This is a genomic window from Pleomorphochaeta naphthae, assembly GCF_055396005.1.
In genome coordinates, this window is record NZ_AP042457.1 from 1,803,137 (window position 1) to 1,827,422 (window position 24,286).

At 29.4% G+C, this 24,286-nt stretch carries 24 protein-coding genes; 5 read left to right on the top strand and 19 right to left on the bottom strand.

Going from position 1 to position 24,286, the window contains the following annotated elements; translation table 11 throughout:
• The first annotated feature begins 35 nt into the window (after nt 1-35).
• Nucleotides 36-632 (top strand): TetR/AcrR family transcriptional regulator, encoded by a 597-nt coding sequence (locus ACZ5SO_RS08175; protein ID WP_464623957.1) that lies wholly within the window; start codon nt 36-38, stop codon nt 630-632.
• 71 nt (nt 633-703) lie between these two features.
• On the opposite strand, the gene ACZ5SO_RS08180 is transcribed toward ACZ5SO_RS08175, so the two are convergent.
• Complete coding sequence (locus ACZ5SO_RS08180) at nt 704-2,056, bottom strand: MATE family efflux transporter (protein WP_464623958.1); 1,353 nt, start codon at nt 2,054-2,056, stop codon at nt 704-706.
• Between the two features lie 1,080 nt (nt 2,057-3,136).
• A complete protein-coding gene (locus tag ACZ5SO_RS08185; protein WP_464623959.1) occupies nt 3,137-4,453 on the bottom strand; it encodes an ISL3 family transposase in 1,317 nt (438 codons plus the stop codon).
• 231 nt (nt 4,454-4,684) lie between these two features.
• Here ACZ5SO_RS08185 and ACZ5SO_RS08190 point away from each other — a divergent pair, with 231 nt between their 5' ends.
• Entirely contained in the window at nt 4,685-5,026 is a 342-nt protein-coding gene (locus ACZ5SO_RS08190) for a hypothetical protein (protein ID WP_464623960.1), read from the top strand.
• A gap of 153 nt (nt 5,027-5,179) precedes the next feature.
• Here ACZ5SO_RS08190 and ACZ5SO_RS08195 read toward each other — a convergent pair whose 3' ends face one another.
• A complete protein-coding gene (locus tag ACZ5SO_RS08195; RefSeq protein WP_464623961.1) occupies nt 5,180-6,106 on the bottom strand; it encodes an AraC family transcriptional regulator in 927 nt (308 codons plus the stop codon).
• Between the two features lie 168 nt (nt 6,107-6,274).
• Between ACZ5SO_RS08195 and ACZ5SO_RS08200 the strand changes: the two genes are divergently transcribed.
• Complete coding sequence (locus ACZ5SO_RS08200; RefSeq protein WP_464623962.1) at nt 6,275-7,219, top strand: SDR family oxidoreductase; 945 nt, start codon at nt 6,275-6,277, stop codon at nt 7,217-7,219.
• An 81-nt stretch (nt 7,220-7,300) separates the two neighbouring features.
• On the opposite strand, the gene ACZ5SO_RS08205 is transcribed toward ACZ5SO_RS08200, so the two are convergent.
• From ACZ5SO_RS08205 to ACZ5SO_RS08250, 10 genes are all read right to left on the bottom strand, one after another.
• Complete coding sequence (locus ACZ5SO_RS08205; protein WP_464623963.1) at nt 7,301-7,573, bottom strand: hypothetical protein; 273 nt, start codon at nt 7,571-7,573, stop codon at nt 7,301-7,303.
• A 62-nt stretch (nt 7,574-7,635) separates the two neighbouring features.
• A complete protein-coding gene (gene arsA / locus ACZ5SO_RS08210) occupies nt 7,636-9,381 on the bottom strand; it encodes an arsenical pump-driving ATPase (protein WP_464623964.1) in 1,746 nt (581 codons plus the stop codon).
• 15 nt (nt 9,382-9,396) lie between these two features.
• Complete coding sequence (gene arsD / locus ACZ5SO_RS08215) at nt 9,397-9,720, bottom strand: arsenite efflux transporter metallochaperone ArsD (RefSeq protein ID WP_464623965.1); 324 nt, start codon at nt 9,718-9,720, stop codon at nt 9,397-9,399.
• A 31-nt stretch (nt 9,721-9,751) separates the two neighbouring features.
• A complete protein-coding gene (arsB, locus tag ACZ5SO_RS08220; RefSeq protein WP_464623966.1) occupies nt 9,752-10,810 on the bottom strand; it encodes an ACR3 family arsenite efflux transporter in 1,059 nt (352 codons plus the stop codon).
• A gap of 45 nt (nt 10,811-10,855) precedes the next feature.
• Nucleotides 10,856-11,188, bottom strand: coding sequence for an ArsR/SmtB family transcription factor (locus tag ACZ5SO_RS08225; protein ID WP_464623967.1), 333 nt, complete (start codon nt 11,186-11,188; stop codon nt 10,856-10,858).
• A 437-nt stretch (nt 11,189-11,625) separates the two neighbouring features.
• Entirely contained in the window at nt 11,626-12,882 is a 1,257-nt protein-coding gene (locus tag ACZ5SO_RS08230; protein ID WP_464623968.1) for a bifunctional methionine sulfoxide reductase B/A protein, read from the bottom strand.
• 84 nt (nt 12,883-12,966) lie between these two features.
• A complete protein-coding gene (locus tag ACZ5SO_RS08235) occupies nt 12,967-14,688 on the bottom strand; it encodes a cytochrome c biogenesis protein DipZ (RefSeq protein ID WP_464623969.1) in 1,722 nt (573 codons plus the stop codon).
• 2 nt (nt 14,689-14,690) lie between these two features.
• Nucleotides 14,691-15,149 (bottom strand): TlpA family protein disulfide reductase, encoded by a 459-nt coding sequence (locus ACZ5SO_RS08240; protein WP_464623970.1) that lies wholly within the window; start codon nt 15,147-15,149, stop codon nt 14,691-14,693.
• A 68-nt stretch (nt 15,150-15,217) separates the two neighbouring features.
• Entirely contained in the window at nt 15,218-16,678 is a 1,461-nt protein-coding gene (locus ACZ5SO_RS08245) for a sensor histidine kinase (RefSeq protein ID WP_464623971.1), read from the bottom strand.
• On the bottom strand, nt 16,675-17,403 hold the full coding sequence (locus ACZ5SO_RS08250; RefSeq protein ID WP_464623972.1) for a response regulator transcription factor: 729 nt from the start codon (nt 17,401-17,403) through the stop codon (nt 16,675-16,677). The genes ACZ5SO_RS08245 and ACZ5SO_RS08250 overlap by 4 nt, the downstream gene beginning before the upstream one ends.
• A gap of 345 nt (nt 17,404-17,748) precedes the next feature.
• Here ACZ5SO_RS08250 and ACZ5SO_RS08255 point away from each other — a divergent pair, with 345 nt between their 5' ends.
• Nucleotides 17,749-17,859, top strand: a complete 111-nt coding sequence (locus tag ACZ5SO_RS08255) for a GFA family protein (RefSeq protein ID WP_464623973.1) — start codon at nt 17,749-17,751, stop codon at nt 17,857-17,859.
• A gap of 353 nt (nt 17,860-18,212) precedes the next feature.
• Here ACZ5SO_RS08255 and ACZ5SO_RS08260 read toward each other — a convergent pair whose 3' ends face one another.
• The 3 genes from ACZ5SO_RS08260 to ACZ5SO_RS08270 all read right to left on the bottom strand — a co-directional run bounded on the left by ACZ5SO_RS08260 (nt 18,213) and on the right by ACZ5SO_RS08270 (nt 20,604).
• A complete protein-coding gene (locus tag ACZ5SO_RS08260; protein ID WP_464623974.1) occupies nt 18,213-19,166 on the bottom strand; it encodes a hypothetical protein in 954 nt (317 codons plus the stop codon).
• Nucleotide 19,167: 1 nt separating this feature from the next.
• On the bottom strand, nt 19,168-20,289 hold the full coding sequence (locus ACZ5SO_RS08265; protein WP_464623975.1) for a Kelch repeat-containing protein: 1,122 nt from the start codon (nt 20,287-20,289) through the stop codon (nt 19,168-19,170).
• A 99-nt stretch (nt 20,290-20,388) separates the two neighbouring features.
• Nucleotides 20,389-20,604, bottom strand: coding sequence for a hypothetical protein (locus tag ACZ5SO_RS08270; RefSeq protein WP_464623976.1), 216 nt, complete (start codon nt 20,602-20,604; stop codon nt 20,389-20,391).
• 355 nt (nt 20,605-20,959) lie between these two features.
• Here ACZ5SO_RS08270 and ACZ5SO_RS08275 point away from each other — a divergent pair, with 355 nt between their 5' ends.
• Entirely contained in the window at nt 20,960-21,130 is a 171-nt protein-coding gene (locus tag ACZ5SO_RS08275; RefSeq protein WP_464623977.1) for a hypothetical protein, read from the top strand.
• A gap of 209 nt (nt 21,131-21,339) precedes the next feature.
• Here ACZ5SO_RS08275 and ACZ5SO_RS08280 read toward each other — a convergent pair whose 3' ends face one another.
• The 3 genes from ACZ5SO_RS08280 to ACZ5SO_RS08290 all read right to left on the bottom strand — a co-directional run bounded on the left by ACZ5SO_RS08280 (nt 21,340) and on the right by ACZ5SO_RS08290 (nt 24,280).
• The gene (locus ACZ5SO_RS08280) at nt 21,340-21,894 is read right to left on the bottom strand and encodes a hypothetical protein (RefSeq protein ID WP_464623978.1); all 555 of its coding nucleotides are present in this window, start codon (nt 21,892-21,894) and stop codon (nt 21,340-21,342) included.
• A gap of 324 nt (nt 21,895-22,218) precedes the next feature.
• Nucleotides 22,219-23,631 (bottom strand): CotH kinase family protein, encoded by a 1,413-nt coding sequence (locus ACZ5SO_RS08285; protein WP_464623979.1) that lies wholly within the window; start codon nt 23,629-23,631, stop codon nt 22,219-22,221.
• Nucleotides 23,624-24,280 carry a hypothetical protein gene (locus tag ACZ5SO_RS08290; RefSeq protein ID WP_464623980.1) on the bottom strand — a complete coding sequence of 219 codons (657 nt, stop codon included), beginning with the start codon at nt 24,278-24,280 and terminating at the stop codon, nt 23,624-23,626. The genes ACZ5SO_RS08285 and ACZ5SO_RS08290 overlap by 8 nt, the downstream gene beginning before the upstream one ends.
• Nucleotides 24,281-24,286: the final 6 nt, after the last annotated feature.

The window sequence follows — 24,286 nt, forward strand, 5'->3', positions numbered from 1 at the left end:
TTACGGTGTATTGATAATTTGGTATTATTTTGCATATGAAAAAACTGAATACTCGTGAACAAAAAGCCTTAGATAAAAAATGGCATATTTCTGAAACAGCAATGGCTTTATTTAAAGAGAGAGGATACAACTCTGTAAAAGTTAAAGAAATATGTAAGGCTGCAAATATTTCTCTGGGTACTTTTTACCATTACTTTTCATCTAAAGATAGTATAATTGATGAGACATACCAAATAATCGATGAAAGATTATTTAAGCGTCTTGATGAGAAAAAGTTTAATTCACCTGTTGATAAACTTATTGGGATTCTTGAACAGTCTGCATGTTTGATGCAAGAGGAACTTGGTTATGTTTTAATGGTTGGCTCTTATTATCAAATAATATCATCTAAACCTGATTATTCCTTTAGTCACAACAGAAAACTTTATATTACATTAGTTGAAACAATTGAAGAAGGAATTAAAGAAGGTTATTTCAAAAGTGATACTGACCCAAACGAAATTGCTGAAGCTTCTCTTCGCATCGGTAGAGGAGATATTATTGATTGGTGTCTTAAAGGTGGATCGTACACTCTTTGCGATTTGATTGTAAAAGATTTAAAGAGAATGCTCTATTCAATTATTAAAAATTAATTAACCCTTTTCCTTATTAAGATATTCTTATTTTTAAATTCAATTATTTACATGTTTTGAAATTATATCCTTTAGATAGGAGTTTTTAGTTGTTCTTTTTTTATTTGTTTTTGAAGATGTTTATAATATATGTAAGATATTGTTAATTGAAATACTGTTCCAGCAGGAGTTCCTAAACCTATTAAGAAAATAGAAGTTGGAGTTACTAAAGACAATAAATAAGAAATTGGTATTCTAAATAAAAGAGCTCCAGCTGTCCCTGATATCAAAGTAAATTTAGTTTTTCCATACCCATTAAAATATCCTATTGAAGGAAATAAGAAAGCTGTAAAGAATATATCAAAACAATAAGCTTTTAAATATTCATAAGCAGGTGGAACCACTTTAGGATTATTTGTAAATAATGAAAGTAATAATGGGCCTTTAACTAATGCTATAAACATTGAAATAAAGGCAAAAGCTAAAGAAATTAAAATCGTAATTTTTACTCCATCTGAGGCTCGTTTATGTTTTTTAGCACCTACGTTTTGTGCTACAAAGCTTGCAATTGCTTGAGAAAATGCCATTGGAATTAACATCAAGAAACTAATAAGTCTTTCTGTAACTCCAACTCCAGCTGAACTGTAAACACCAAATCTATTAGCTATGGATAAAACAAAGGTAAAAGAGAGAGTAACTAAAAATGCATTTATTGCAACAGGAGATCCTAAGCTTAATGTTTGCTTTGTATACTTCTTGTGAAATGATATATCTTTAAACCTTAAAGTAAATATTTGTTTTTTCCTCGTTATAATAAATAAAGAAAACAATACAGCTACAGCTTGTGCTATCACAGTTGCAACAGCAGCCCCATATGATCCCATTTGAAAAGAATGAACAAATAATATATCTAATATTATATTAACAATTGTTGCAATGATTACAGCAATCAAAGGAGTTGTAGAGTCTCCAATTCCTCTAAAAATTGAACCAAGTACATTATATGAAACTAAAAAAATAGAACCATAAGCCAGTACACTTATATATTGTGAAGTTTTTGCAAACGACTCATCTGGAGTATTTAACATTGAAGAAAAAAAAGAACCATTTAATCCTATTAAGAAAGTAAAACCTAAAGCTATTATAAAAAATATAAATATACCAGCTCCTATTACTTCTCCTAAATCTTTAGATTGTTGTGCTCCTATTTTTTGTCCAATTATTATAGTTGTTCCCATTGATAAACCAGCTATTAAATTAATAAAAATAGAAATAAATTGAAAACCAATACTTACAGCCGATACATCTGCAGCTGTAGCAAAATTACCAACTATTAGTAAATCTATAGCACCATATAGTTGTTGCAAAAACAGAGCAATTAAAATAGGAATAGTAAATTTAATTAATTTTTTTGATATACTACCTTCTAAAAAATTATAATTCAAAACATTTCTCCATAACTGAGAAAGACTAATTAAAACGACTAAATAAAGCAAGAGGGTACATCAAAAATAGTTTTATATCTCATATTTTCCCTTAAGTCATCATAATATTTCTTATAATCTAATTCTCAAATTTTATCAAATTTATAAAAACCCTATATCTTTGAATTGATTATAACACTTTAATCTTAAATTCTACTTCATAAAACATCCCTCTACTAAAACATTAATTAATTACATTTTTTCTTTATCATGATCAACTCACCTTTTCCAATCATAAATCTATTTCTTCTTTATTAAAACAATAAATGTTATTTATCACTTTTAATTTTTCCATAATCTAAAACGATAGAATCAACTTTATATTCTGCTTATTTTATCAATTTATTTAAATAATATTTTAATCAACAGTTCATTTGATATCAAAGTTGATAAAATAAATAATACATATCCTACTTTTCGATATTATTTTAGGATGAGATAGGCAGACTAATAGATTTAAAATATTCTATTGTAAATCTTTCTTTGATAAATCATGAAAGTAACTTATCTTTTGCAAATATATTTTTAAATAATAAAAGCTTTTCTTCTATTGTTACCCTCCCCTTAATTTATAATGACATATCTAAAGACCCATCAATTTTAATTACTTCTTTAATGTCTGGGCGAGTTTTCGCTGACTTTGATGATTATAATTCAATGAATTTATAAACAGGCTTATCTTTATCAATAAGTTTACCTATCAAAAAAGAAGGTTTTGTCGAAGATATAGATACAAAAGATTATTTTTCTCTTGATACTATATATCAAGGTAAAAGATTAAAAATCTCGTCCACTATTCAATCTCATAATAGTTTTACTTATACTGATTATAATGACAGTGATAATTTCAACACTGATAAATAATAATTCCTTACAATATGAAATAGGTAGGACCTTTTCAGATAACTTATTATATATGTTTAACAGTAATTTATCATATTCATTTTTTTCATTAAATAATAATACAAAAATTGGCTCTTCTAAACTATTTGTGGGTTAGATTCTATTAATTCTCTTGTTAAGTCCCTTTGTTAACTGATTTTATCTATTAGCTAAAGAGATTTTTATGTTACTACAAACCAAAAGTACAGAATTGAGTAAATTATTTATGTTTCTAAACCCGTAAGCTCTTCTAATACAGAGTTTTATTTTGTTATTTAAAGCCTCAGTTTTTGCATTGCTAATATTGTATGTTCTAGTTGCCATAATAGCATCATAGTGTCGTTTTATTTTTCTTCCAAGATCTATAAAACTTGGTATTCTGCATCTTCTAGCCCAAGATAACCATGAATCTAAATGTTCTTTAACTTCATCCATATCATCAAGCTTGAATATAAATCTAAGCTCTTCTTTTAGCCTATATGCTCTATATAATTGATTATCATTAAGCTTTATCATTTCCAATTTTTCTCTCTGATTTTTTGTTAAGTTTTCAGGGTTCTTGCGTAAGGCAAATTTAGAATTTTTTATAATCTTTGATTCATCTATTGGTTTCTCATCTCCTTTCTTAGGTCGTCCTCTACCTCTCTTCTTTGGTTTTCCTTCCTTCTGTTCAAGTATTGCTCTTGCTCTTTGGGAGGCAGCTTTTCTTACATCATCTAAAGCAACTTGTGCCCATCCAATTGCATGAAAAGGATCAATACAACGCTCTGCATTAGGAATATATTTATCTAGACAAGCCTTTATCCATCTAGCTCCATCACCACTAACAGTCTTAATAGAGGCTCTCTGTTCTGGACTTAAATATTCAAAGAATTTAGATAAAGTTTTTTGATTATGTCCTTCCTCTGCCCATATAACTGTACTATCATCGTTATTTACAACTGTTGTAATATAATTATGTCCTTTTTTATAGCTAGTTTCATCAATTCCAATATTAACTAAATTGTTAAACCTATCTTCATAATTAGGAGCAATATCCCATAATACTCTATTAATAATATCACCAACAGTATTCCAAGAAACACCCATAAACTCTGATAATGTTTTCTTGCTTAAATTAAAAGCTAACCAGGCTACTTGATTTTCAAAATCTTTAGTAAATCTAGAGTTATGCCTAGCCCAAGGAACTGCTGCAGTTATAACACCATGATCTGGACAAGTTACTCGATTAGTACTTGCTAAAACATATACAGCAATAGTTCCAACATCTAAAGATCTCCATTTTCGTAAAGTATTATTTTTGTCGTATCCTGGTAATTTTTTTCCACAGATTGGGCATCTGTTCTGCTCTCTTTTATATGATTCCACATGAATATAAAGCTCTTTAATATTTTTAGAATTATTAATTAAATTCCAATTTAAAACTTTTACATTATTGACACCAATTAATTGTTTTAATAAGCTCTTGATAGTCACTGGTTATACCTCTTTTGTTGGTTTGTGGTAAAACTACAATAGACGATAACTGGTGACTTTTTCAATTATATTTCTGAAATTTAAATTTATTTATTTCCAACTCCAATTTACTGATATAAATTAACTCCAATTTTTTAAATTTTACCCACATTTACTGATGAAGCCTCCAAAAATTTGTCTATAAACAATAATCTATACCTAATTTTTGATTCTTATGATAATTATTTAATAATGTGGAATACAAATGCAATTTTTGATTTAGATTGGAGAAATTTTTTAAGCTTACCTAATACTCTAAGATTTTCATTTAATACCAATCTAAATTATAAGCATAAAATTTCTAAATTTATAGTTGTGATTATAGGAAATTTTGGTAACTCAAATTATTGGATATATAAAAATGATAATTATCAAAAACGTAGTTATAACGGACTAGATTTTAGTGAAATAATTAGTTATGAAATCATTACAAATATGGATACTTATTTTCAATATAATATTGATTGGTCATTTTTTGAGGAAGATATCCATACATCGCACCGAATTATCGGTGGATTTGATTATCTATGCTAATTATTATAATTGTTAGGATATTATAGTATATACTAGTTTGCAGATAGATATATAAATCAAAATTACTCCAAAGTGATTTCGTCATTTTTTAATATCAGTAGAATTAATAAAAATATCCAAGATCGATAATAATTATAATAGGAAAACTAAAAATTAGTCAAAATATGTCGCACTTGGGATCGCTTGTCTTATTGTATCAGCTGACAATGTTATATTTTGACTCCATTGCTTTGGTGACTGTCCATATAACCGTTTAAACTCTCTACTAAATTGTGATGCACTAACATATCCAACTTGCATGGCAACTTCATTTATATTCATACCTGATGCTATTTTCATAGCCCCATTGTTTAAGCGCATTGATTTTATAAACTGTATTGGAGACATAGTTGTTGCTTGCTTAAATTTACGATGAAATACAGCTCTGCTCATCCCCACTTGCTTTGCCATATCGTCTATAGTTATAGGTTTATCTAAGTTTCTAGATATAAATTCTATTGATCGTGCAATCTCATTACCTACTCCAAAAGAATTTCTAGCTGTATCTCCAGCTTCGCCCTTTAATATAGTGTAATATAACTCTCTCAAGCGAGATTGCCCAAGTATTGCAAGATCCATTGGATTATTGATTATTTTAAGTAATCTAAATAAAGCTTCACTAAAATTATCGTCCCAACTAGCTAAGGCTAGACCTTTTGGTATAGAGCCTTTTTTAGTTTTAGGCATTGATTCAATTGAATTATCCATTTCAATTACAATCTCTCTCATTACCCGTGTGTCTAACGTAATATGAACTCCTAATAAAGGATTTTCAACTGAGGCTTGTGGAGTCCCAGCTTCTACAGGCATAGATATGGGACAACATAAATATTTATTGCTATCAAATATATAAGATTTTCCATCCAAAATTGCTTCTTTTGCGCCATTTACAATTGCAACTACTGTCGGCTCATATACAACAGGAGCACATTGATGAGATTTTGTTACTTTAAAAAGTTTTACACCCTTTATTCCTGTTTCAATCAATTTATCTTCAAAAACTCTATTATTTATAATTTCTTTTATTTGTTGTTTTATCATGAAATAAAAATATCAATTAAAATAACAATTTTCAACCTAAATGATATAAATAGGCATATTTTAAAGATAATTTATACTATTTTTATATATTATTGAGAGTTATATTATATATATACATTAAGTAAATATATTAGATACAAATTAAAATAAAATTAAAGGAGTCATAAAATGGCAGATAGACAATTTGGGAAAAAAGGTTGGACACCAGATAGAATTAAGTCCTTAAAAGGAAAAACATATTTAATAACAGGTGCTACTAGTGGTACAGGATTCGAAGCTACAAAAATTTTATTATCAAAAGATGCAAAAGTTGTGATGTTAAATCGGAATCCTGAAAAATCTAAAAAAGTAATTTCAATATTAAAAAAAGAACTAGGTAATAATATTGATATCTCATATATAAAGATAGATTTAGGAGATCTTTCCTCTGTTAGAAAAGCGGGCAAAGAAATAAATGAAAAAATAAACAGAATAGATGCATTAATGTGTAATGGGGCGATTGCTCAAGTTCCAAAACAAAAGTTAACAGTTGACGGTTTTGAAAGTCAATTAGGAGTTAATCATTATGGCCATTTCTTACTTCAAAGCTTACTCTTTCCCTTAATTGAGAAATCTAAAGGACGTATCGTAACTGTTGGCAGTATGGGATATGATATGGGAATTAAAACAATAAAATTTGATGATATGAACTGGGATAAGGATTACACTGGTAATAATGCTTATAGTCAAAGCAAACTTGCTCAAATAATGTCTGTTTATCATTTACAAGATAAGTTAAAAAAAGCTAGAAAGACTGATGTAAAAGTATATGCTTGTCATCCAGGTTCTTCTAGAACATCGTTAATTAATACTAGCGGTAATTTATTTATGAGAATATCTTTTAAATTAATGACTCCTTTAACTCAATCAGCTGAAAAAGGAGCTTATCCAGAACTAATGTGTGCAACTGAGAAAGATTTGGATGAAAAAGGATTTTACGGTCCAACTGGAAGAAGTTATTGGGTTGGTCCTGTGGGAAAGTGCAAAATTAAACCACATGCAAAAGATAAAAAGGTAGCAAAAAAACTTTGGGAAGTATCAGAAAAAGCAACTAATGCTAATTGGGTTTTTTAATAACACAATAATTATTTAATAGAGTTTAAGAATCCCCTTGAAAAATTGATTCATCAAGGGGATAAAAAATATTTTAAAAGATTAACAACAACACGATGATGCTTCATCATGAATTGACAACTCACCATTCTCAACAGTAATTGTTACTGATTCAGCTCGTTTTTTAGCATCATCATCCATTAACACGGAGATTCCATTTATGGAAGTATATTCATCACCTTCTTCTAGTTTTGCTAAGTTAAAAGCAAGAGAAGTCCCACAGCAAGATTTTTGTAACATAGCTTTTAGACAATTGCTATCATTTGAAGCAAATAATTCTTGAAGCATGGCTTTAGCTTCGTCTGTAATTTTCATTTTTATTACCTCTAAATATTATTTATAATTATCACTCAGATATTTTTAAAATATCTGAAATATTAATCCAATAGATTTTTTAAGTTTTCACCTTTAATTTCATCAGGATTCCAGGCTATTACAGCAAAGTTTCCTTTTGAATATTCATCAACCTTGTTAATCCATTCAATTTCATTACTTGCTTTTGCTGATAACAACAAATTAGTTGTTCCTGTCTGATATAATGATGAGTTAATTATCCACCATTTATTATTTATTTTAGCCCTTTTTAAGTCTTCTTCTAATCGTTTAGCTTCATAAACTGGTGTAGCTTCTGGCAAAGTTACAATAATAACTTCAGTTTCATCAGAATTATGAAGTCTAGGTAAGAGTTTTTTTGCTGCTTCAGGAATATCACCCTTTGAACGTTCAATTTCCTGATTATAGCTTTGAGTAGATTCTAATAGAAGAAGTGTATGTCCAGTGGGAGCTGTATCTATAACAACTATTTCATTTTCTGCCTTTTCAACTATTTCAGCAAAAGCTCTAAACACTGCTATCTCTTGAGTACAAGGTGATCTCAAATCCTCTTCTACATAAGCTAAATCCTCAGCAGACATAGTTTCCTTAGCTTTTGAAAGTACTTCTTCTTGATATTTCTTTAATTCTGCTTGTTCATCAATATGACTCATACTAATACCATCACTTTCAGATATAACATATTTAAGATGAGCAGCAGGATCTGTAGTTGTAAGCTGAACTTTTTTTCCTTTTTTCGATAGTCCTAAAGCTATGGCTGCAGCAATTGTTGTCTTTCCAACTCCACCTTTACCCATTGTAAAAATTACTTTCTTGTTACTATTTGAAAGATCATCAATAACATCTTTAAGTTCTAGAATATTCTGTGATTTAATAGCTTTTTCACTAACACTTAAATTATCTTTAATTAATAAAGATCTTACATTATCGACACCTGTAACATTATAACCTCGCAAAGGAATGAAATAGCTTTGTATTGATTTTAATTTTGAAGGCATTATAGAAAGAGCTTTCTGCTGTTTATTATATAAGCTATCAGATATCTTATCATCATGTGAAGTTATTACCCCATTTATGATAAGCATTTGATTTTCGACACCTATTTCACATAGTTCTATTGATGCCCTTTGCGCTTCTATTAAAGGTGCTGTTTCTGGGCGTGAAACTAAGACTAAAGTTGTCAAGTTTTTATCTGATAAAGTTGCAACAGCCTTTTTATAAACATCTTTTTGACTCTCAAGCCCTGAAAGTTGTCCTAAGCAAGATGCACCATGTGTACTCTCACTAATAAAGTTATCCCAAGCTGAAGGTAATTGTAACATCCTTAGGGTATGTCCAGTAGGAGCTGTATCAAAAATGATATTATCATATTTTGTTTGAATCTCTTCATCTGTAATGAATTTTGAAAACTCATTAAATGCTGCAATTTCAACAGTACAAGAACCTGATAGTTGTTCTTCCATATTATTTAGCACAGCCTCAGGAAGTTTCCCTCTATATGGAGCAATCACGGACTCTCTATATTCTGCAGCAGCTTGAATAGGATCAAGATTAGCAACAACAAGATTTGGAACTTCTTTAATTAACACACCTTTATTATTAAGTTCGGTATTAAATACATCTTGTAAATTAGATGCAGGATCGGTACTTATTAAAAGAACCTTTTTACCACTGTCAGCTAAAGTAACTGCAGTGGCACAAGCAGTAGAAGTTTTTCCTACTCCTCCCTTGCCTGTATAAAATGTATATTTTGTCAAATCCATAATTTGTGGATTAAATTGTTCAATCATTCTTAGTTCTCCTAATTATTCATCTAAAGTATTTAAAGGAATATCAAGTAAATTAGCAAGTTCTTCATTAGTGGGATATCTTCCTACAATTACAACTTCCTCATCTACTAATGTAAAAGGTAGCTCATCAACTCCTTTATCATTAATCATTTTATTTACTATTTTATTTGTCATAAACTTCATAGGAGAATTTGTTAAATTATATCTCTCAACTTCGATTCCTTTTTTCTTTAAATTATTTAATACTGTTGAGATTCTAAGTAATTCAGAATCAACGCCTACTCCACAAAGTCCTGTTGGACAACACATAGCAGGTTCATAAATCGTTATTTTTTTCATATTAGCCTCTTAAATTTTTACTTTATTTCACCTAGTTTAAGCTATCTTTTACAAACCATTGTTTTGTATTATTTGCAATTTTAACTAGAGTTAACATAACAGGTACTTCGACTAATACACCAACTATTGTAGCTAAAGCAACAGGTGATGTTGTCCCAAATAATGAAATAGCAACTGCAACAGATAGTTCAAAGAAATTTGATGCTCCAATCATTCCAGCTGGGGCTGCTATATCATGTGGTAGTTTTAAAACTTTAGCAGCGATATAAGCTACAAAGAATATAAAAAATGTTTGAATAGTTAATGGTATAGCTATCAAAATAATGTGCAATGGATTTTCTAGTATTACATCTCCTTGGAAAGAAAAGATAATAATTAAGGTTAAAAGCAATCCAACAATTGTTATATTATTAAACTTTGGTATAAAGGCCTCTTTAAAATATGTTTCTCCCTTTTTTTTAACAACTAAAATACGAGTTATTACTCCTGCAACTAGAGGAATTACGACAAATAATACAACTGATAAAATTAGTGTATCCCATGGAACTTGAACGCCACCAACACCTAACAAGAAGGCTACAATTGGTGTAAATGCTATTAAGATGATCAAATCATTTGTAGCTACTTGAACAACTGTGTAAGCTGGGTTTCCTTTTGTTAAATGACTCCATACAAATACCATAGCTGTACATGGTGCAGCACCAAGTAAAACGGCTCCTGCTAAATAATCTTTAGCCAAATCCTCAGGAATTATTGCTTTAAATACAACAAAAAAGAAGAATGATGATATTGCAAACATAGTAAAAGGTTTTATAAGCCAGTTTACTACCCAAGTTAGATATAATCCTTTAGGATTTTTACCAACATTCTTAATACTTTGGAAATCTACCTTCATCATCATTGGATAAATCATAATCCAAATAAGAATTGCAATAGGTATTGATACATTTGCTGATTCAAATTGACCTAAAAATTCTGGGATAGCTGGTGTAAATTTACCTATCATTACGCCCACAACCATACATAACACAACCCACAATGTTAAGTATTTTTCAAAAAATCCTATATCGCTTGACTTTTTATCTTTCATAATTAACTCCTTATTATGATACCTAAATTCATTTTTTTTTATAAACTAATTATTACAAAGTTTATCTTCTTTACACTTTTTCCATCTTTTATTATCTTCTTGAAAACTTGGTAACTCTTTTAACTTTTCTTCAAGATATAGCCAAAGTTTTGGATTTTCATTTACAAACTTTTTATTTATTTTGTAATATGCCCATTGTGCCTTTTTATAGCTATCTACCAAACCACTTTTTTTAAGCGCCGATAAATGACGAGATATGTTCGATTGTTTTAATCCAAGACTACTTTCTATTTCACATACACACATATCATCTTCAAGTAGAATTGATAAAATTCTCAGTCTACTCTCTTCAGCTAAAGCCTTAAATATCTCTACCATATATTTTACCTCCTAGGGTATATATTGTTACATGCTCATTCAATCATATATGGTGTAAAAAAAATAGCTTATTCATGTATGAGCATTTGCTCATATACATTACAAAAATTAAAACCTTTAGTCAAGGAGAATAAAGAAGAAAAATACAATAGTAAAAAATAATCAATTAGGTTTTTTGCAGCAATGAAACATAAAGAGACAAATATTTCTTTATCTATAAAACAATTAAATATTTTTTTTAGTATTTTCTACCTAAATATTGTCCCTAGTTTTAAAATGTAATAATTAAATTTAAATTTTGAATAAATAATATCAACTTAAACTAAAGATAAATTGCAACTAAGATTAAACAATACAACCTAACTATTATTAAGTTAGGCTGCATTTTAAATTTCTAATTTTATATATTATAACTGAGTATATTTTTCTATCTTCAATTATTTAATTTCATTGATTTCAAGCAAATCATTAGCTTTATCAAATGTTTCAGGATTATTTACTGCAAGCAATTTTGGATAAGTGTTATTTAAATCCTCTAATTTAGGTATATCCCAACTAGTTATATATGGATGTTGTGTATTATTAATCAAGAAATCTTGATGATAATCTTCTGCTTCATAAAATGCTTTAAGTGATGTAACTCTTGTTACAATTTCATCATAATAAATTTTAGATTCTGTAAGCTCAGCTATATATTGTTCTGTCTCAATTTTTTGATTTTCATCAGCGTAAAAAACTACTGATCTATATTGTCTGCCATGATCTGGGCCCTGGTAATTAAGTTGAGTTGGATCATGTGCAACTGTGAAAAATACCTCAAGTAAGGTCCTATAATCAATAAGTTCTGGATCATATATAATTCTAACTGCCTCAGCATGATTGGTCTTACCTGATGAAACTTTATTATAGGTAGCTGTTTCTTGTGTTCCTCCACTGTAACCTGAATCTACATCAAGGACACCGTAAAGCTGTTCAAATACTGCCTCTACTCCCCAGAAACATCCTCCTGCAAAAACCGCAGTACTAACTTCATCACTTTCGTATAAATCTTCCCATTCTTTCAATTCATCTCGAATAATAAGTTTAGAACTTCCTCCGCGAAATAAATCTAAGTATTGACCATAGCCTTCAAGTATCAAATCTTCTTTAGGAATGAACTTCAAAGATGCAGAATTAATACAGTAACGCAGTCCTGTTGGATCTGGGCCATCAGAAAATACATGACCTAGATGAGAATCCCCAAAATAGCTTTTTACTTCTGTTCTTTTCATACCATACGAAGTATCGGTTATTTCCTTTATATTTCCTGAAGATAGGGGCCTAGTAAAACTTGGCCATCCTGTACCTGATACAAATTTATCTGCAGAACTAAAAAGGGGCTCTCCAGAAACTATATCTACATAGATTCCGTCTTCTTTATTATTCCAATACTCATTATTAAAGGCAGGTTCTGTCCCTTCATTCTGTGTTACTTCGAACTGCATTGATGTAAGATTTTCTCTCAATATATCATCAGAAGGTTTTTCCCAAGTACCATTTTCTCCATCAGCTGGTGGTAATGGTTCACTTTCTTCGATATATAGATTAGATACTTGTTCAGGTTCTTCTATATTTCCTTGCGATATTAATAATAATGGTGTAAAAACCAAAATTAATATAGCTATTAATATATATTTTATATGACTGTCTTTCATTTTATTTACTCCAATAGTCTTTTTGACTTTTAGCAGATAGTCTGTCTATTGATTTTTGATTACATAAACATGGTATTTATCAAATCAACCAAAAGTGAATGTAAAGAGCCTTACATTACCTGAAATTTTAAGGCCAAGTAATTTTTCATAAGAATCAGAAAAACTCCCTAGATGGTACAGTCTACTACTATTAGGTTTCAAAACCCCATTAACTACATCAGCAGTATCTTGTGGACTCTTACCATTTATTTCAACAGTAATTATACTCTCATCATTTAAAGGTTCTATTACCATATATACATCTTTACCTTTAAATAGTAGTTCTAATTCTCCATCTCCATCGATTTCAATAAAATCATTTCTTATAATCCACTCTCCACCTAAAGACCACTCTCCTAATTCAAGGTATTCCTTTTTTTCAAAAGCTGTGAGTGTGTCCTCATCAAATCTTCCTTCAGAAGCAAAATTTGTTGCTCGCAAGTAGCCAAGATAAATCTCTGGAGTTCTTTCACTTAAACTATCAGTTGATATTTCAATAGTTTCTTGATTATCAAGTTCTGCTCCATTATCTTGTAGCAAAGTTCTTATTACTTGCTCTGCTTCATCATAACCACCTTCACCGAAATGAAAGTATCTAATTTCTCCATTTCCATCTATGAAAAATTGTGCTGGCCAATAACGATTATTGTAAGCATTCCATTGAGTAAAGTCGTTGTCTAAAACAACCGGCCAAGTTATTTGCAATTCTTCAATTGCTTTTTGAACATTTTCGACATTTCTTTCAAAAGGAAATTCTGGTGAATGGACTCCAATAATCTCTAGCCCATATTTTTCATATTTGTCATAAATTTCTCTTAAATGCGGAATTGTTCTCACACAGTTAATACAGCTATAAGTCCAAAAATCTATAAGAACTACCTTACCTTTTAAAGCTTCAATTGATAAAGGTTGCTCAGTATTTAGCCAAGGTCCTTTAGCAATGAATTCAGGAGCTTCTCCATAATTTGAAACCTTAGCTGATTCACTAGACACTGACCAATCAAAACTATCAGATGTATTGCTATCTGCATTACGATCATTTAAAGCATTTTGGACTAGATTTCCTTGTTCAAAAGTAGTTAATCCTGTTCCATAATTTGGAAAGACTTCCAAAATCAAGGTTTGGAAACTTCTATCAAAACCAAAACCAATCATTAAGCCTGCAGCTATCATAATAACTCCAAATACTCGTTGGATTTCTTTAGTTTTCGCTGTTATTTTAGGGAAACGGTTTAATAGTTTTCTACCACCAGCCATTATAGCAAACATAGGAATTGCTGTGCCTAAAGAATAGGCTGCAACTATAATTACAGATCCACCATCTACCTGTTGACTTACTGCAAGACTAATTACCGATGCCATTATTGGACCTACACAAGGTGTCCAAACCAAGCCTAAACTTAAGCCTGTCATTACCCCGCCAAAAAATCCATTTCGGTTTGATGTCCCTTTAGAGCGGGCAACTTTAGAGAGTATATTCTCTAAAACTAATTGTAATTTTGGAATCATCAATGTAATACCAAAAGTTACGATAATTGCAACGGCCACATATCTTAAAGTATCTGCTGATATGGAAAAAGCTTGAACTAAAGCCGAAAGAGCTAATGTAAATAAACTAAAACTAATTACAAATCCAAGAACGATACCTACCGGCTTTTTCTTTCCTCCTACTGTTCCCGAGAGAATAATAGGAAGAACAGGAAGGATACATGGTGATAATATCGTTACTATACCTGATAAAAAAGCGAAAAAGGCAAGTATCATCATAATTAATTCTCCAATTTTACAGTTGAAAGCAACTTATCAGTGGCACCACCATTCCATTTAACTAGGGTATCACCATTTTCATCTATTTGAACAAAAGTATGTTGATAAGTAATTCCATACATTTTCTTAAGATCTGTTGAATTATCATAATCAACTAAGATAATATTTATATTTTTAAATTCATCTTGTCTTTCATTAAATTCTTCACGAGCACTTCTACATGTTGGACACCAACTTGCAAAAAAGAAAAGTACTGTTGGAGCTTCTGCAGCTACCATTTTAGCTTGCTCTAGATTTTGATATTCTATAAAAGGCTCTGAGCTAGTATTTGAAATTTGTTGATCTTGAGCCATCATCATCATAGCATTTTCACTCTCAGGGATTGTTTCTTTTTTACCACCTGAAAAAAGTGGAAAACTTATTGCTAATAATATTATAATTGTTGTAGTTAACGTCTTCATAGCGTTACCTCCTACATCAAAGGTAGGCTATAATTGTCACAAAAGTATCACAGAAGATACAAAAAAAATTAACTTATTAAAGGAAGAGTTATAGTAAAAATAGCACCTGCATCATTTGAATTTTTGGCTTCTATGAAGCCTCCATGTAACTCAATTACTTCTTTTGCAATAGCAAGACCAAGACCAGTTCCCTTAGTTTTTCTATTTCTACTCTTATCTACACGATAAAAGCGCTCAAATATATGAGGGAGATTTTCTTCTGGGATTCCCCCTCCACTATCAATAACAGTGATTATATATGCATCATTGATAATTGATAATTCTACTTTTATTATTCCTCTTTCAGGCGTATGTTCTATAGCATTGCCTATAATATTTGTAAATGCACGTTCAAATAAACCTATATCTCCTTTATAAAAAGGAAGGTTAGGATCTGGATTATATTTTATTGTTATATGATTTGAATCGGATTGTCCCCTCATCTTTAATATAATATCTTGTAAAAGTTCAGCAGGTGAAAACAATATTTTGTCTGGGTGTATTTGCCCTGATTCAAATCGTGCTAAATCTAACAATTCTTCGACTAACCGCTGAAATCCAGCTACATTTCTAAGAGTAATTTCTACATACTCACGTTTTTCTTTCTCTGATATTTTATTTTCTTCAATTAACAAGGTCTCTAAATGTCCTCTAATTGAAGTTAAAGGACTTCTAAGATCATGAGAAATATTTGCAATAAGTTGGCTTCTCTGTTGATCAGCTTCTTTTAATTTTTGAATACCTTCTTCTATTGATTGTGCCATCTCATTAAAGGTGCTACCCAATTGTGCAAGTTCATCCCTTCCTTTAATTTCTACTCTATGGCCATAGTTACCTGATTTAAAAATCTGCACATCTTCACTTAATTTCCTTAATCTGTTTGTAAGTATAAAAAACAAAAAAAGACCTGCAATAAGTGTAAAAAGTAAAGCTATTAAAAATGTAGATAGCCCTGATCTAAGATAATAATTTGATTTAACTAAGGCAAGGGAGGAATCAAAACCCTGTCCTCTTAGAATTACGTAAACCCAACCTTGTTCATCATTAATTTGCATTGGTGCCGCTGAAAAAGGTTTTTTTTCGCTCACAGTTCTAGGATCATCGCCAAAAATAGACTCATAACCACCTGTTTCTTGAAATAATTCAAGAGGAGTTGTATCTACACTTTCTCGTTTTATAGTTTTCCCCGGTCCAGTGAAATAACTAAGAATTTTACCTCCAGCATCTAGTAGATAAATTTCAACATTAGGATTTAAAACCATTATATAATGGATAGCTTCTTTGATTTGATTACCTGTAGGATCTTCTGCTATTATAGCTGATAACTCGTCGGAAATATTGGCTGCATACTCTCTGTTTATTAACTGATCAACTTCATCGAAAAGGTGGGTAGATGCATCAAATGCAATGAATAAACTTACAGATCCAAATAAAAAAACAAGAATTAAGAACAGTATTGATAGCCTTGCATAGAATGAACGAAATATCATGTTAGATCCTCCTGTTCTGTGAATTTATAACCTAAGCCCCAAACTGTTAAAAGATATTTTGGTTTAGATGGATCTTCTTCTAATTTATTTCTTAATCTATTAATATGAGTATTTACAGTATGATCATATCCTTCAAAATTATATCCCCAAATCGTATTTAAAAGGTCAGAACGACTGAAAACCCTACCTGGATTTCTAGCAAAAAGATCTAAGAGTTCAAATTCCTTAACCGTTAAATTAAGAGTTTTTCCTCTAACAATGACCTGATGCTTCGTATAATCAATTATAAGTTCTCCAAACTGTAGTTTCTCATTTTGTTCTTCTTCCCTTTTATTAATAGTTTTTTCTGATCTTCTAATAAGAGCTCCAACTCTAGCGAGTAATTCTCTCATGCTAAAAGGTTTCTTCATGTAATCATCAGCTCCAAGTTCTAAACTCAAAACTAAATCAATTTCATCTATTTTAGCCGTTAACATGAGAATTGGTGTATTATATTTTTCTTCTCTAAGTTTTCTACAGATACTAATACCATCAAGTCCTGGAAGCATAATGTCGAGAATAATGAGATCAAACTCTCCAGTTTTAGATTTCTCTAATCCTAATAGTCCATCATGAACTTGTTCTGTTTTAATTCCATTACTTTCTAGATTTACTGCAACAACATTTGCAATCTCTCTATCGTCTTCAATAATTAAGACTTTCTTTAAATCCTTTTGATCATTCATTAGCATCCTCTCAATAAAACTATAGTGTACTATATTTATATAGGTCAACTTAAAACATATTAAAATTTAAATTCCTTAATGATTAAAAGGTTTATGTAATTAAAAACTTTTACTGTTCTCTTAGATTTATATCAATATTTTATATTACCAAAGGATAAACAATGAATGAAACTGTATGTAAATACAAAAGTCGTTTCTTTTTACTTTTAAAATATAATAATTAACTATTTAAACTAATTGATAATGATATATAAATCTAAGATTTTAATTTCAACCATCCATATCTCCTACATTATAACCAATATATAATATATAATTTTTCTAATTATTTAGGAGGAAGTAATAATGAATCATAAAGGGTCATATCTTTGTAAAAATATTACATTTGAGATTAAAGGCGACTATAAAGCTTTCTTTCTTTGTCCCTGTTCTCGTTGTAAAAAAGATACAGGTTAAGCACTTGCTTCCAATTTATTTTCATCTTAAACAAAAAACCACACAGATTACTAAAGAGTATAAAGTAAAAACATATATAGTTAAGAATAGTAAATTATTCTAAAAATTTTTCCCAAACTGTGGCTCTGCACTGCCAACTTTACAAAGGGATGGTGCCCTATTAGTTGTTCCTGAGTGGTCATTAGATACTGATATATCTCATAAAGCACATATCTTTTTCGATAGCAGAGCATTTAAACTTATGTAGAATATCATACTATTTTGTAGCAATATCGAAAATATTTAAAAAATTTCTTTTTATGTAAACGTTGAAAGGTAAAAAAAGGCAACCCTTTTGGATTGCCATATATATTTTATTGATCTATTGTAAATACGAATCCTGAGAACCGAGATCTTCTATTTTGATAATTATTAATCAGAGATTGTCCATCATAAAATTGATATGCAAATTTCAATCTTTGAGATTTTTTTTCTGAGGGAAGAATAATACCAATTTGATAAGTATAGTTACTTGTATAAGCGGCTTGTTGCCATTTGCTTATTTGTCCTGCCAAAAATAGAGTCCCTAATTTATTATCTGATATTGGTATTTTTAATTCTGCTCCGTATTGATACCAGATATATGCATGTTCTACAACTGAATTAGAATCACCCCCTAAAAGGCTTTCAGCGGGATTATAGTAAATAAAATCACCATATACCTTTAAAGCTTTAGCGAAGTTCTCATTAATATTTTTCAAAAAATACAGAGGTAAAATATCTGCTGAAAAAATATAATCATCTCTAACGAAATTACTTTCATTCAATATAGCATTAATATCAAAATCAATATATTGATTACCATCTCCATTTGTATCTAATTGATCACCTTGGTGAGAGCAAATGTGATGATGTCCCCATTTAAAAGTTGAGAAGTAATTTGGTTTAAAAATCAGTGTGTAATAATATATTCCATCAGTACTTAATAAATCTGTACCATGAGTATTCATAAAAGCACAAATTGCTGCTCCTATTTCAAATTCTATCCCTAAATCTGGATGGTCTTCAGGAGATATTCTCCAGAAATTAAATCTAGTACCAATTTTACAATCAAAATGGGTCTCTTCTCCTAATTCATTAGGATGAATTTCATCAATTTCATAATCTCTATAAGTAAGTTCAGTATTAACAGCAAGAGGGTCAGCTAAATATGATTCATAAAAAAAGTTTTCAGGTAAGCCAGTAAAAGTTAGTCCTAAAAAACTTGACTTAGCACTCAAAGGAAAAATACAAATAGCTAATAATATTGTAATATACATTTTTTTCATCTTAATTATCCCCCTCTTCAAGTAGCCAAACAGAATTTCTAGGTCCGCTACTAGAAAAACCACCTAAGAGATACATCTTGTTATTTAAAATTTCTATTGAATATCCATATACAGGATCAGTTGGTGCACCATATGAATCCATTACCCATTTAGTATTTTCTAAATCATAATAGAGTGTCCCATATGTATCTTTGTTATGAGAAAAATGAAGTGAACTATTGCTCCTTCCAGAAAATAACCAAAGTTTATCATCTAAATAAACTAAAGAATGATCACTCCTTCTATTACAAGAGTTTATAGGGCTATCTAGCGATTCCCATGTAGGTGTAGAATCTTTTATATTTAATTTCCAAAGAGAGTCCCAATAATCTATTGAAGAGTCAATATTCCCTGTCTTAGATTGAGTAGCTCCTAAAAAGGATCCTCCTTGTATATAAATATCATCTCCAACTAATTCATATGCAAAAGAACTTCTACCACCTTTCATAGTAACTGATAATTCAGTCCATGTTATTCCATCATCTCCAACATCACCTTTCCAAATATCATCTAGGTATTTTGGCCCAACCTTATTAACTTGCCTAAACCCACCAAAGACGTATATTGCATTGTCTGTACTTAACATTCCAAAATCTTTTCTAGGCTCCCAAATGTTTTGAGAGTTTTGACTTACTTCTTCCCAAGTAATTCCATCTTTACTTCTCCAGACATCGTTTTTGTAACCTCTCTCTCCAGTCTCATCATCAGCACAGAATCCTCCAGCTACATATATATAATCATCCAAAACAGTTGCTCTATGACCACGACGACCTTTAAAAGGAGCATTATCGGTTAATAATGTCCAATTTATTCCATCAGCACTCTTATATACATCTTCACAATAACTATCTTTTTCGCCTCTTACTGTGACATCATAGCCACCAATAATATATATTTCATCGTCAAAGACTACAGAATCAAAATCTTGTCTTTTTGAGAAAACATTATTAGTCTCAAGTTTAGTTACAATTAAATTTCCATCATAACTATCAAAATGGTATTCTAAATAAGCTTGAATTAGAGAACTATCACACCCTATTAAAAAAAATATGCTAGTAAGAAATAATATTAGTAATTTTCTCATAAAAAATCCTTGAAGTACTTTTTATTACTATAATAATTAAAATCATCTCTTGAAACAATATTTAAGTAGAAATATTTTTATAAATACAACTATTGTTGCTCACGAGCAACATGGAGCACTAATCAAGTCCAAGAAACATAATGTCGAGAATAATAAAATTAAACTCCCCAAGTTAGATTTTTCTAACCCTAATTGTCCATCATGAACTTGTTCTATTTTAATTCTATTGCTTTCTAGATTTACTACAACAACATTTGCAATCTCTCTATCGTCTTCAATAATCAAGACTTTCTTTGCTTCCTTTTGATCATTCATTAGCATCCTGTCAATAAAACCATAATGTAATATATTTACATAGATTAACTTAAAATCTAGTTAGATTTTATGTCTTTAGTATTATTGGGCATAGTTATTGATAAATTGAAATCAAATTATTGCAATTAGAAACTTTTAAAAATTCCCTATAAAAAATTTTAATATCAAATTAATTGTATTATTAAGTTATGTATCAAAACTCTTTATGGGCTATATTATCTATTTATCGTAAATATTTATAAATAAAAGCTAGTTGCCATATAAATTACTTTTGAAATAACTTATATATAGAAATATTTTTATTAGACAACTTTTTAATTTAATGTTAGTATTAAAATAAAAGAAGACTTAACATATGGAAATTTTTATTTATTTAATTTTAGCGGTTGTTTGCGGGTTTATTAGCAAATCAATAAATGAATCAAAAGGATATGACGGTGGATTTTTGTGGGGTTTCTTGCTATCAGTTCTTGGAATTATTATAGTTGCAGTTAGACCTTTTAATCAAAATAAAGCTGAAAAATAGAGTTGGTCACATCACTTTTAAAATTAACAATTTTAACAAGATTAGAATAAAAATTTTAATAAATACTTTGATAATTAACTCTAATATTTAAAATAACAAATTAGGAAATAAGTTAAATTAATTATTTAAACAGATATTAGATAATCACACCAACTAAAAAAAGCTAGACAATAACAGTCTAGCTTTCAACTTAAATAAACAATATCTTTTTAAAAACCTAATTTTATAAAGCCATTTTTTGGTGCAGCTTTTACTTCAATAAAATAATCCTTATTTTTATATTCATAATTCAATACAATTATAAGATTTTCACCTTTGCTCAATCCCATTTTTTCAATCTCCCATTCCATTTTATTAGAATTGAATTTAACATTCTTTGAAGGATAAATTTTAACACTGACAGACTTTTGTGAAGGGATAGTTAAAGGTGGCATGGAAGAAGTATTTGCTGTAATTGCTTTTTGTCCATCTATAAACACGCTGGAAGTATTATTTCCATAAGTAATTGAAGATTTTTCCCAATTAATTGTAATTGGACTATCACTTATATTTTTAATTGTAAGTGATACACCTTTATTTGAAACCAAAGAAAAACCATAAATCATAAAAGTATGTTTTTCAATAACACCATTAACCTTAACAGAAATATTATTATCATTAAAACGCGTTTTTTCTGCGGAATCATATATTCCAGTAGTTGCACAAGACATTAATGATATCAAAAGTATTGACACCATTAAAATAATAATGCTTTTTCTTTTCATTTAGTAAAATTTTCCTCATTTATAGTAATTAGACTAACAAGATTTTAAAAAATAAAATTTTTTTTGTAAATATTTTTTCGAATAAAAAAAATAAAATAGTGCCAATATATATTTACAATTTAAACCAAATCAAAAAACAACATTAACCTCTTAATATTAGTGAATATAAAACTACTCTATCAATTATTGTATACTTTAACTTATTTTAAAATTGAATATAACTATTCTTAATTATCATCTTTTATAAATTACGTAAGTTATAATGTTGAATTAAAAATTCAACCTCACAAAGTTGATAATTAAATATAAATAATATGATTTATTTTAATCTTCACTATTATAATAGCTCATTGCTGCAGTATATCTATCACTAGTGTGATCCTTTAATTCATTGTAAGCTGCTGTAAATTTACTAGAAGAAGTAAAGGTATAATTAGATGATTCAGCTGTTACATAATCCTCAATTAAATCTTTATATTCGTCATATATGTCATTAAGATAATCTTCGTTAAAATAATCATAGGCAAAATCATAAACATAAGATTTATATGTTTCTCTATAATTATCGTCATCTAAAATATATCTTATTAAAGGCCAATCATCATCAACTTCTTCCATATCTAAATCAAGACATCTACTTGAAGAGGTTAAAGCTTCATTACTATCCCAAGGAATCCATTCAAATTTATTATCTGGATTATTATATAAAAAATAGTTATGAGGCATTACACCATATGTATCCCAGTTTTGCATAACTGTATTTGCTGCAAGCCATTTTAAGAAAATATCAATATCAAATATTTCTTCTAAATCAGTCAAATCATCATCATTTATTGCATTATATAACTCTAAAATATCCTCATAAGATTCATCATTATCTGTTTTTAAACCATATTCATCTTCATCGTAAGTTCCACTTGCAAACGTAGCAGCATCATCTTCTGGTTTATATAAATTACCATCGTCATCATCATATTGAGTTTTAATTACTGTATCATCTACTTCTTCAACTAAAGTATATAAGCCATAATAGATATCATCATCTTCATCTCCACCATCAACGTTAATATATAATTCATAAAAAGATGCATGAGCGACCGTTAAGCCAAAATCTCGAAAGAGCTCAGTTGCTACAACTTCATGCATTTGTGACTCATCATCATAATTGTTTTTTAAATTCAATTGTTTAAAGCCATAGAATCGTTGATTATCAATATCATCATAAACATCTTCAAATTCATCAAAATCTAACTTAAATGGCAATTTATTAGAATTAGCATGATAAAGACTTGAATTACCTTTAAATCTAATACCAACTTTGTACCATTCTTTCATATTTTCATCTGATCCATCTTCACTGTAAAATACTTCAGAAGGAACAAAAAAAGGATCGTCGATGGATGTAAAATCTGAGGATCTTCCTAATTCATCTTTTAAATCTTCTAAATTTTCATTCATTAATTCCCAATTTTCAGGCTCAATTACTATTCTTAACTTTTGAACTTTAGAAGTGTCGAATATTTTATCAATATTGCTAACTATATCATCAGTATCCAACTTACCATGAGTTAAATCATCCCAATCTGAAATACTTTCTAATTCACTATAATAAATATCTGATTCATCTACATCTCCATAATCTAATACATCAGAAAAACCGTATATATTCAAACTACAGGATGAAAAAATCATTATAATCAAAAAAGTAAAAATAAAATATTTGAAATTCTTATTCATTGGCTTCTCCAGCAGATGCACTACCTTGTGTCCATTCTCCATCTATATATAAAAATACAGTATCATCACCTTGTTCATCTGCTTCATATGTAAAAAAGGTAGTTGCTTGTTCTCCTACAGAATTATAAATATATACACCTTCAGCTTTACTGTCTTTCAATCCTTCAGGTACTGTTAAATAATTTATATTTGAATATTCATCATCAACGGTGTGAGTTTCAACTTCGTCCTCGTCTTCTTCAGTCCAAGTAACTAATTGTGTTATAGACATCTCATCATCTATTGCAAAATCATTTGAATAAAGGACTATTAAGTAACCATTTGCTGGAATTGTTGGAGCATCGGTTGTTGTTGTATCACTAATCCATTGAGATGTTTCACTATCCCATTGATTAATGCTTAAAGGTAATGTAACTTGATGACAATCATCAATACCTTCGCTATCTCCAAAATAATATCCACTTAAATCAATATCTTCATCAGTCACATTATATAATTCAATATAATCAACAGATAGACCACCGACACTTGATGAGGTTGAAACCTCGGTTATATAAAATGAATAATCATAACTAAGGGTTAGATCACAACCAAATAACAAAAAAACACTAGCAATAACAGTTAAAACAAAATATTTACTTTTCATCATAATAGC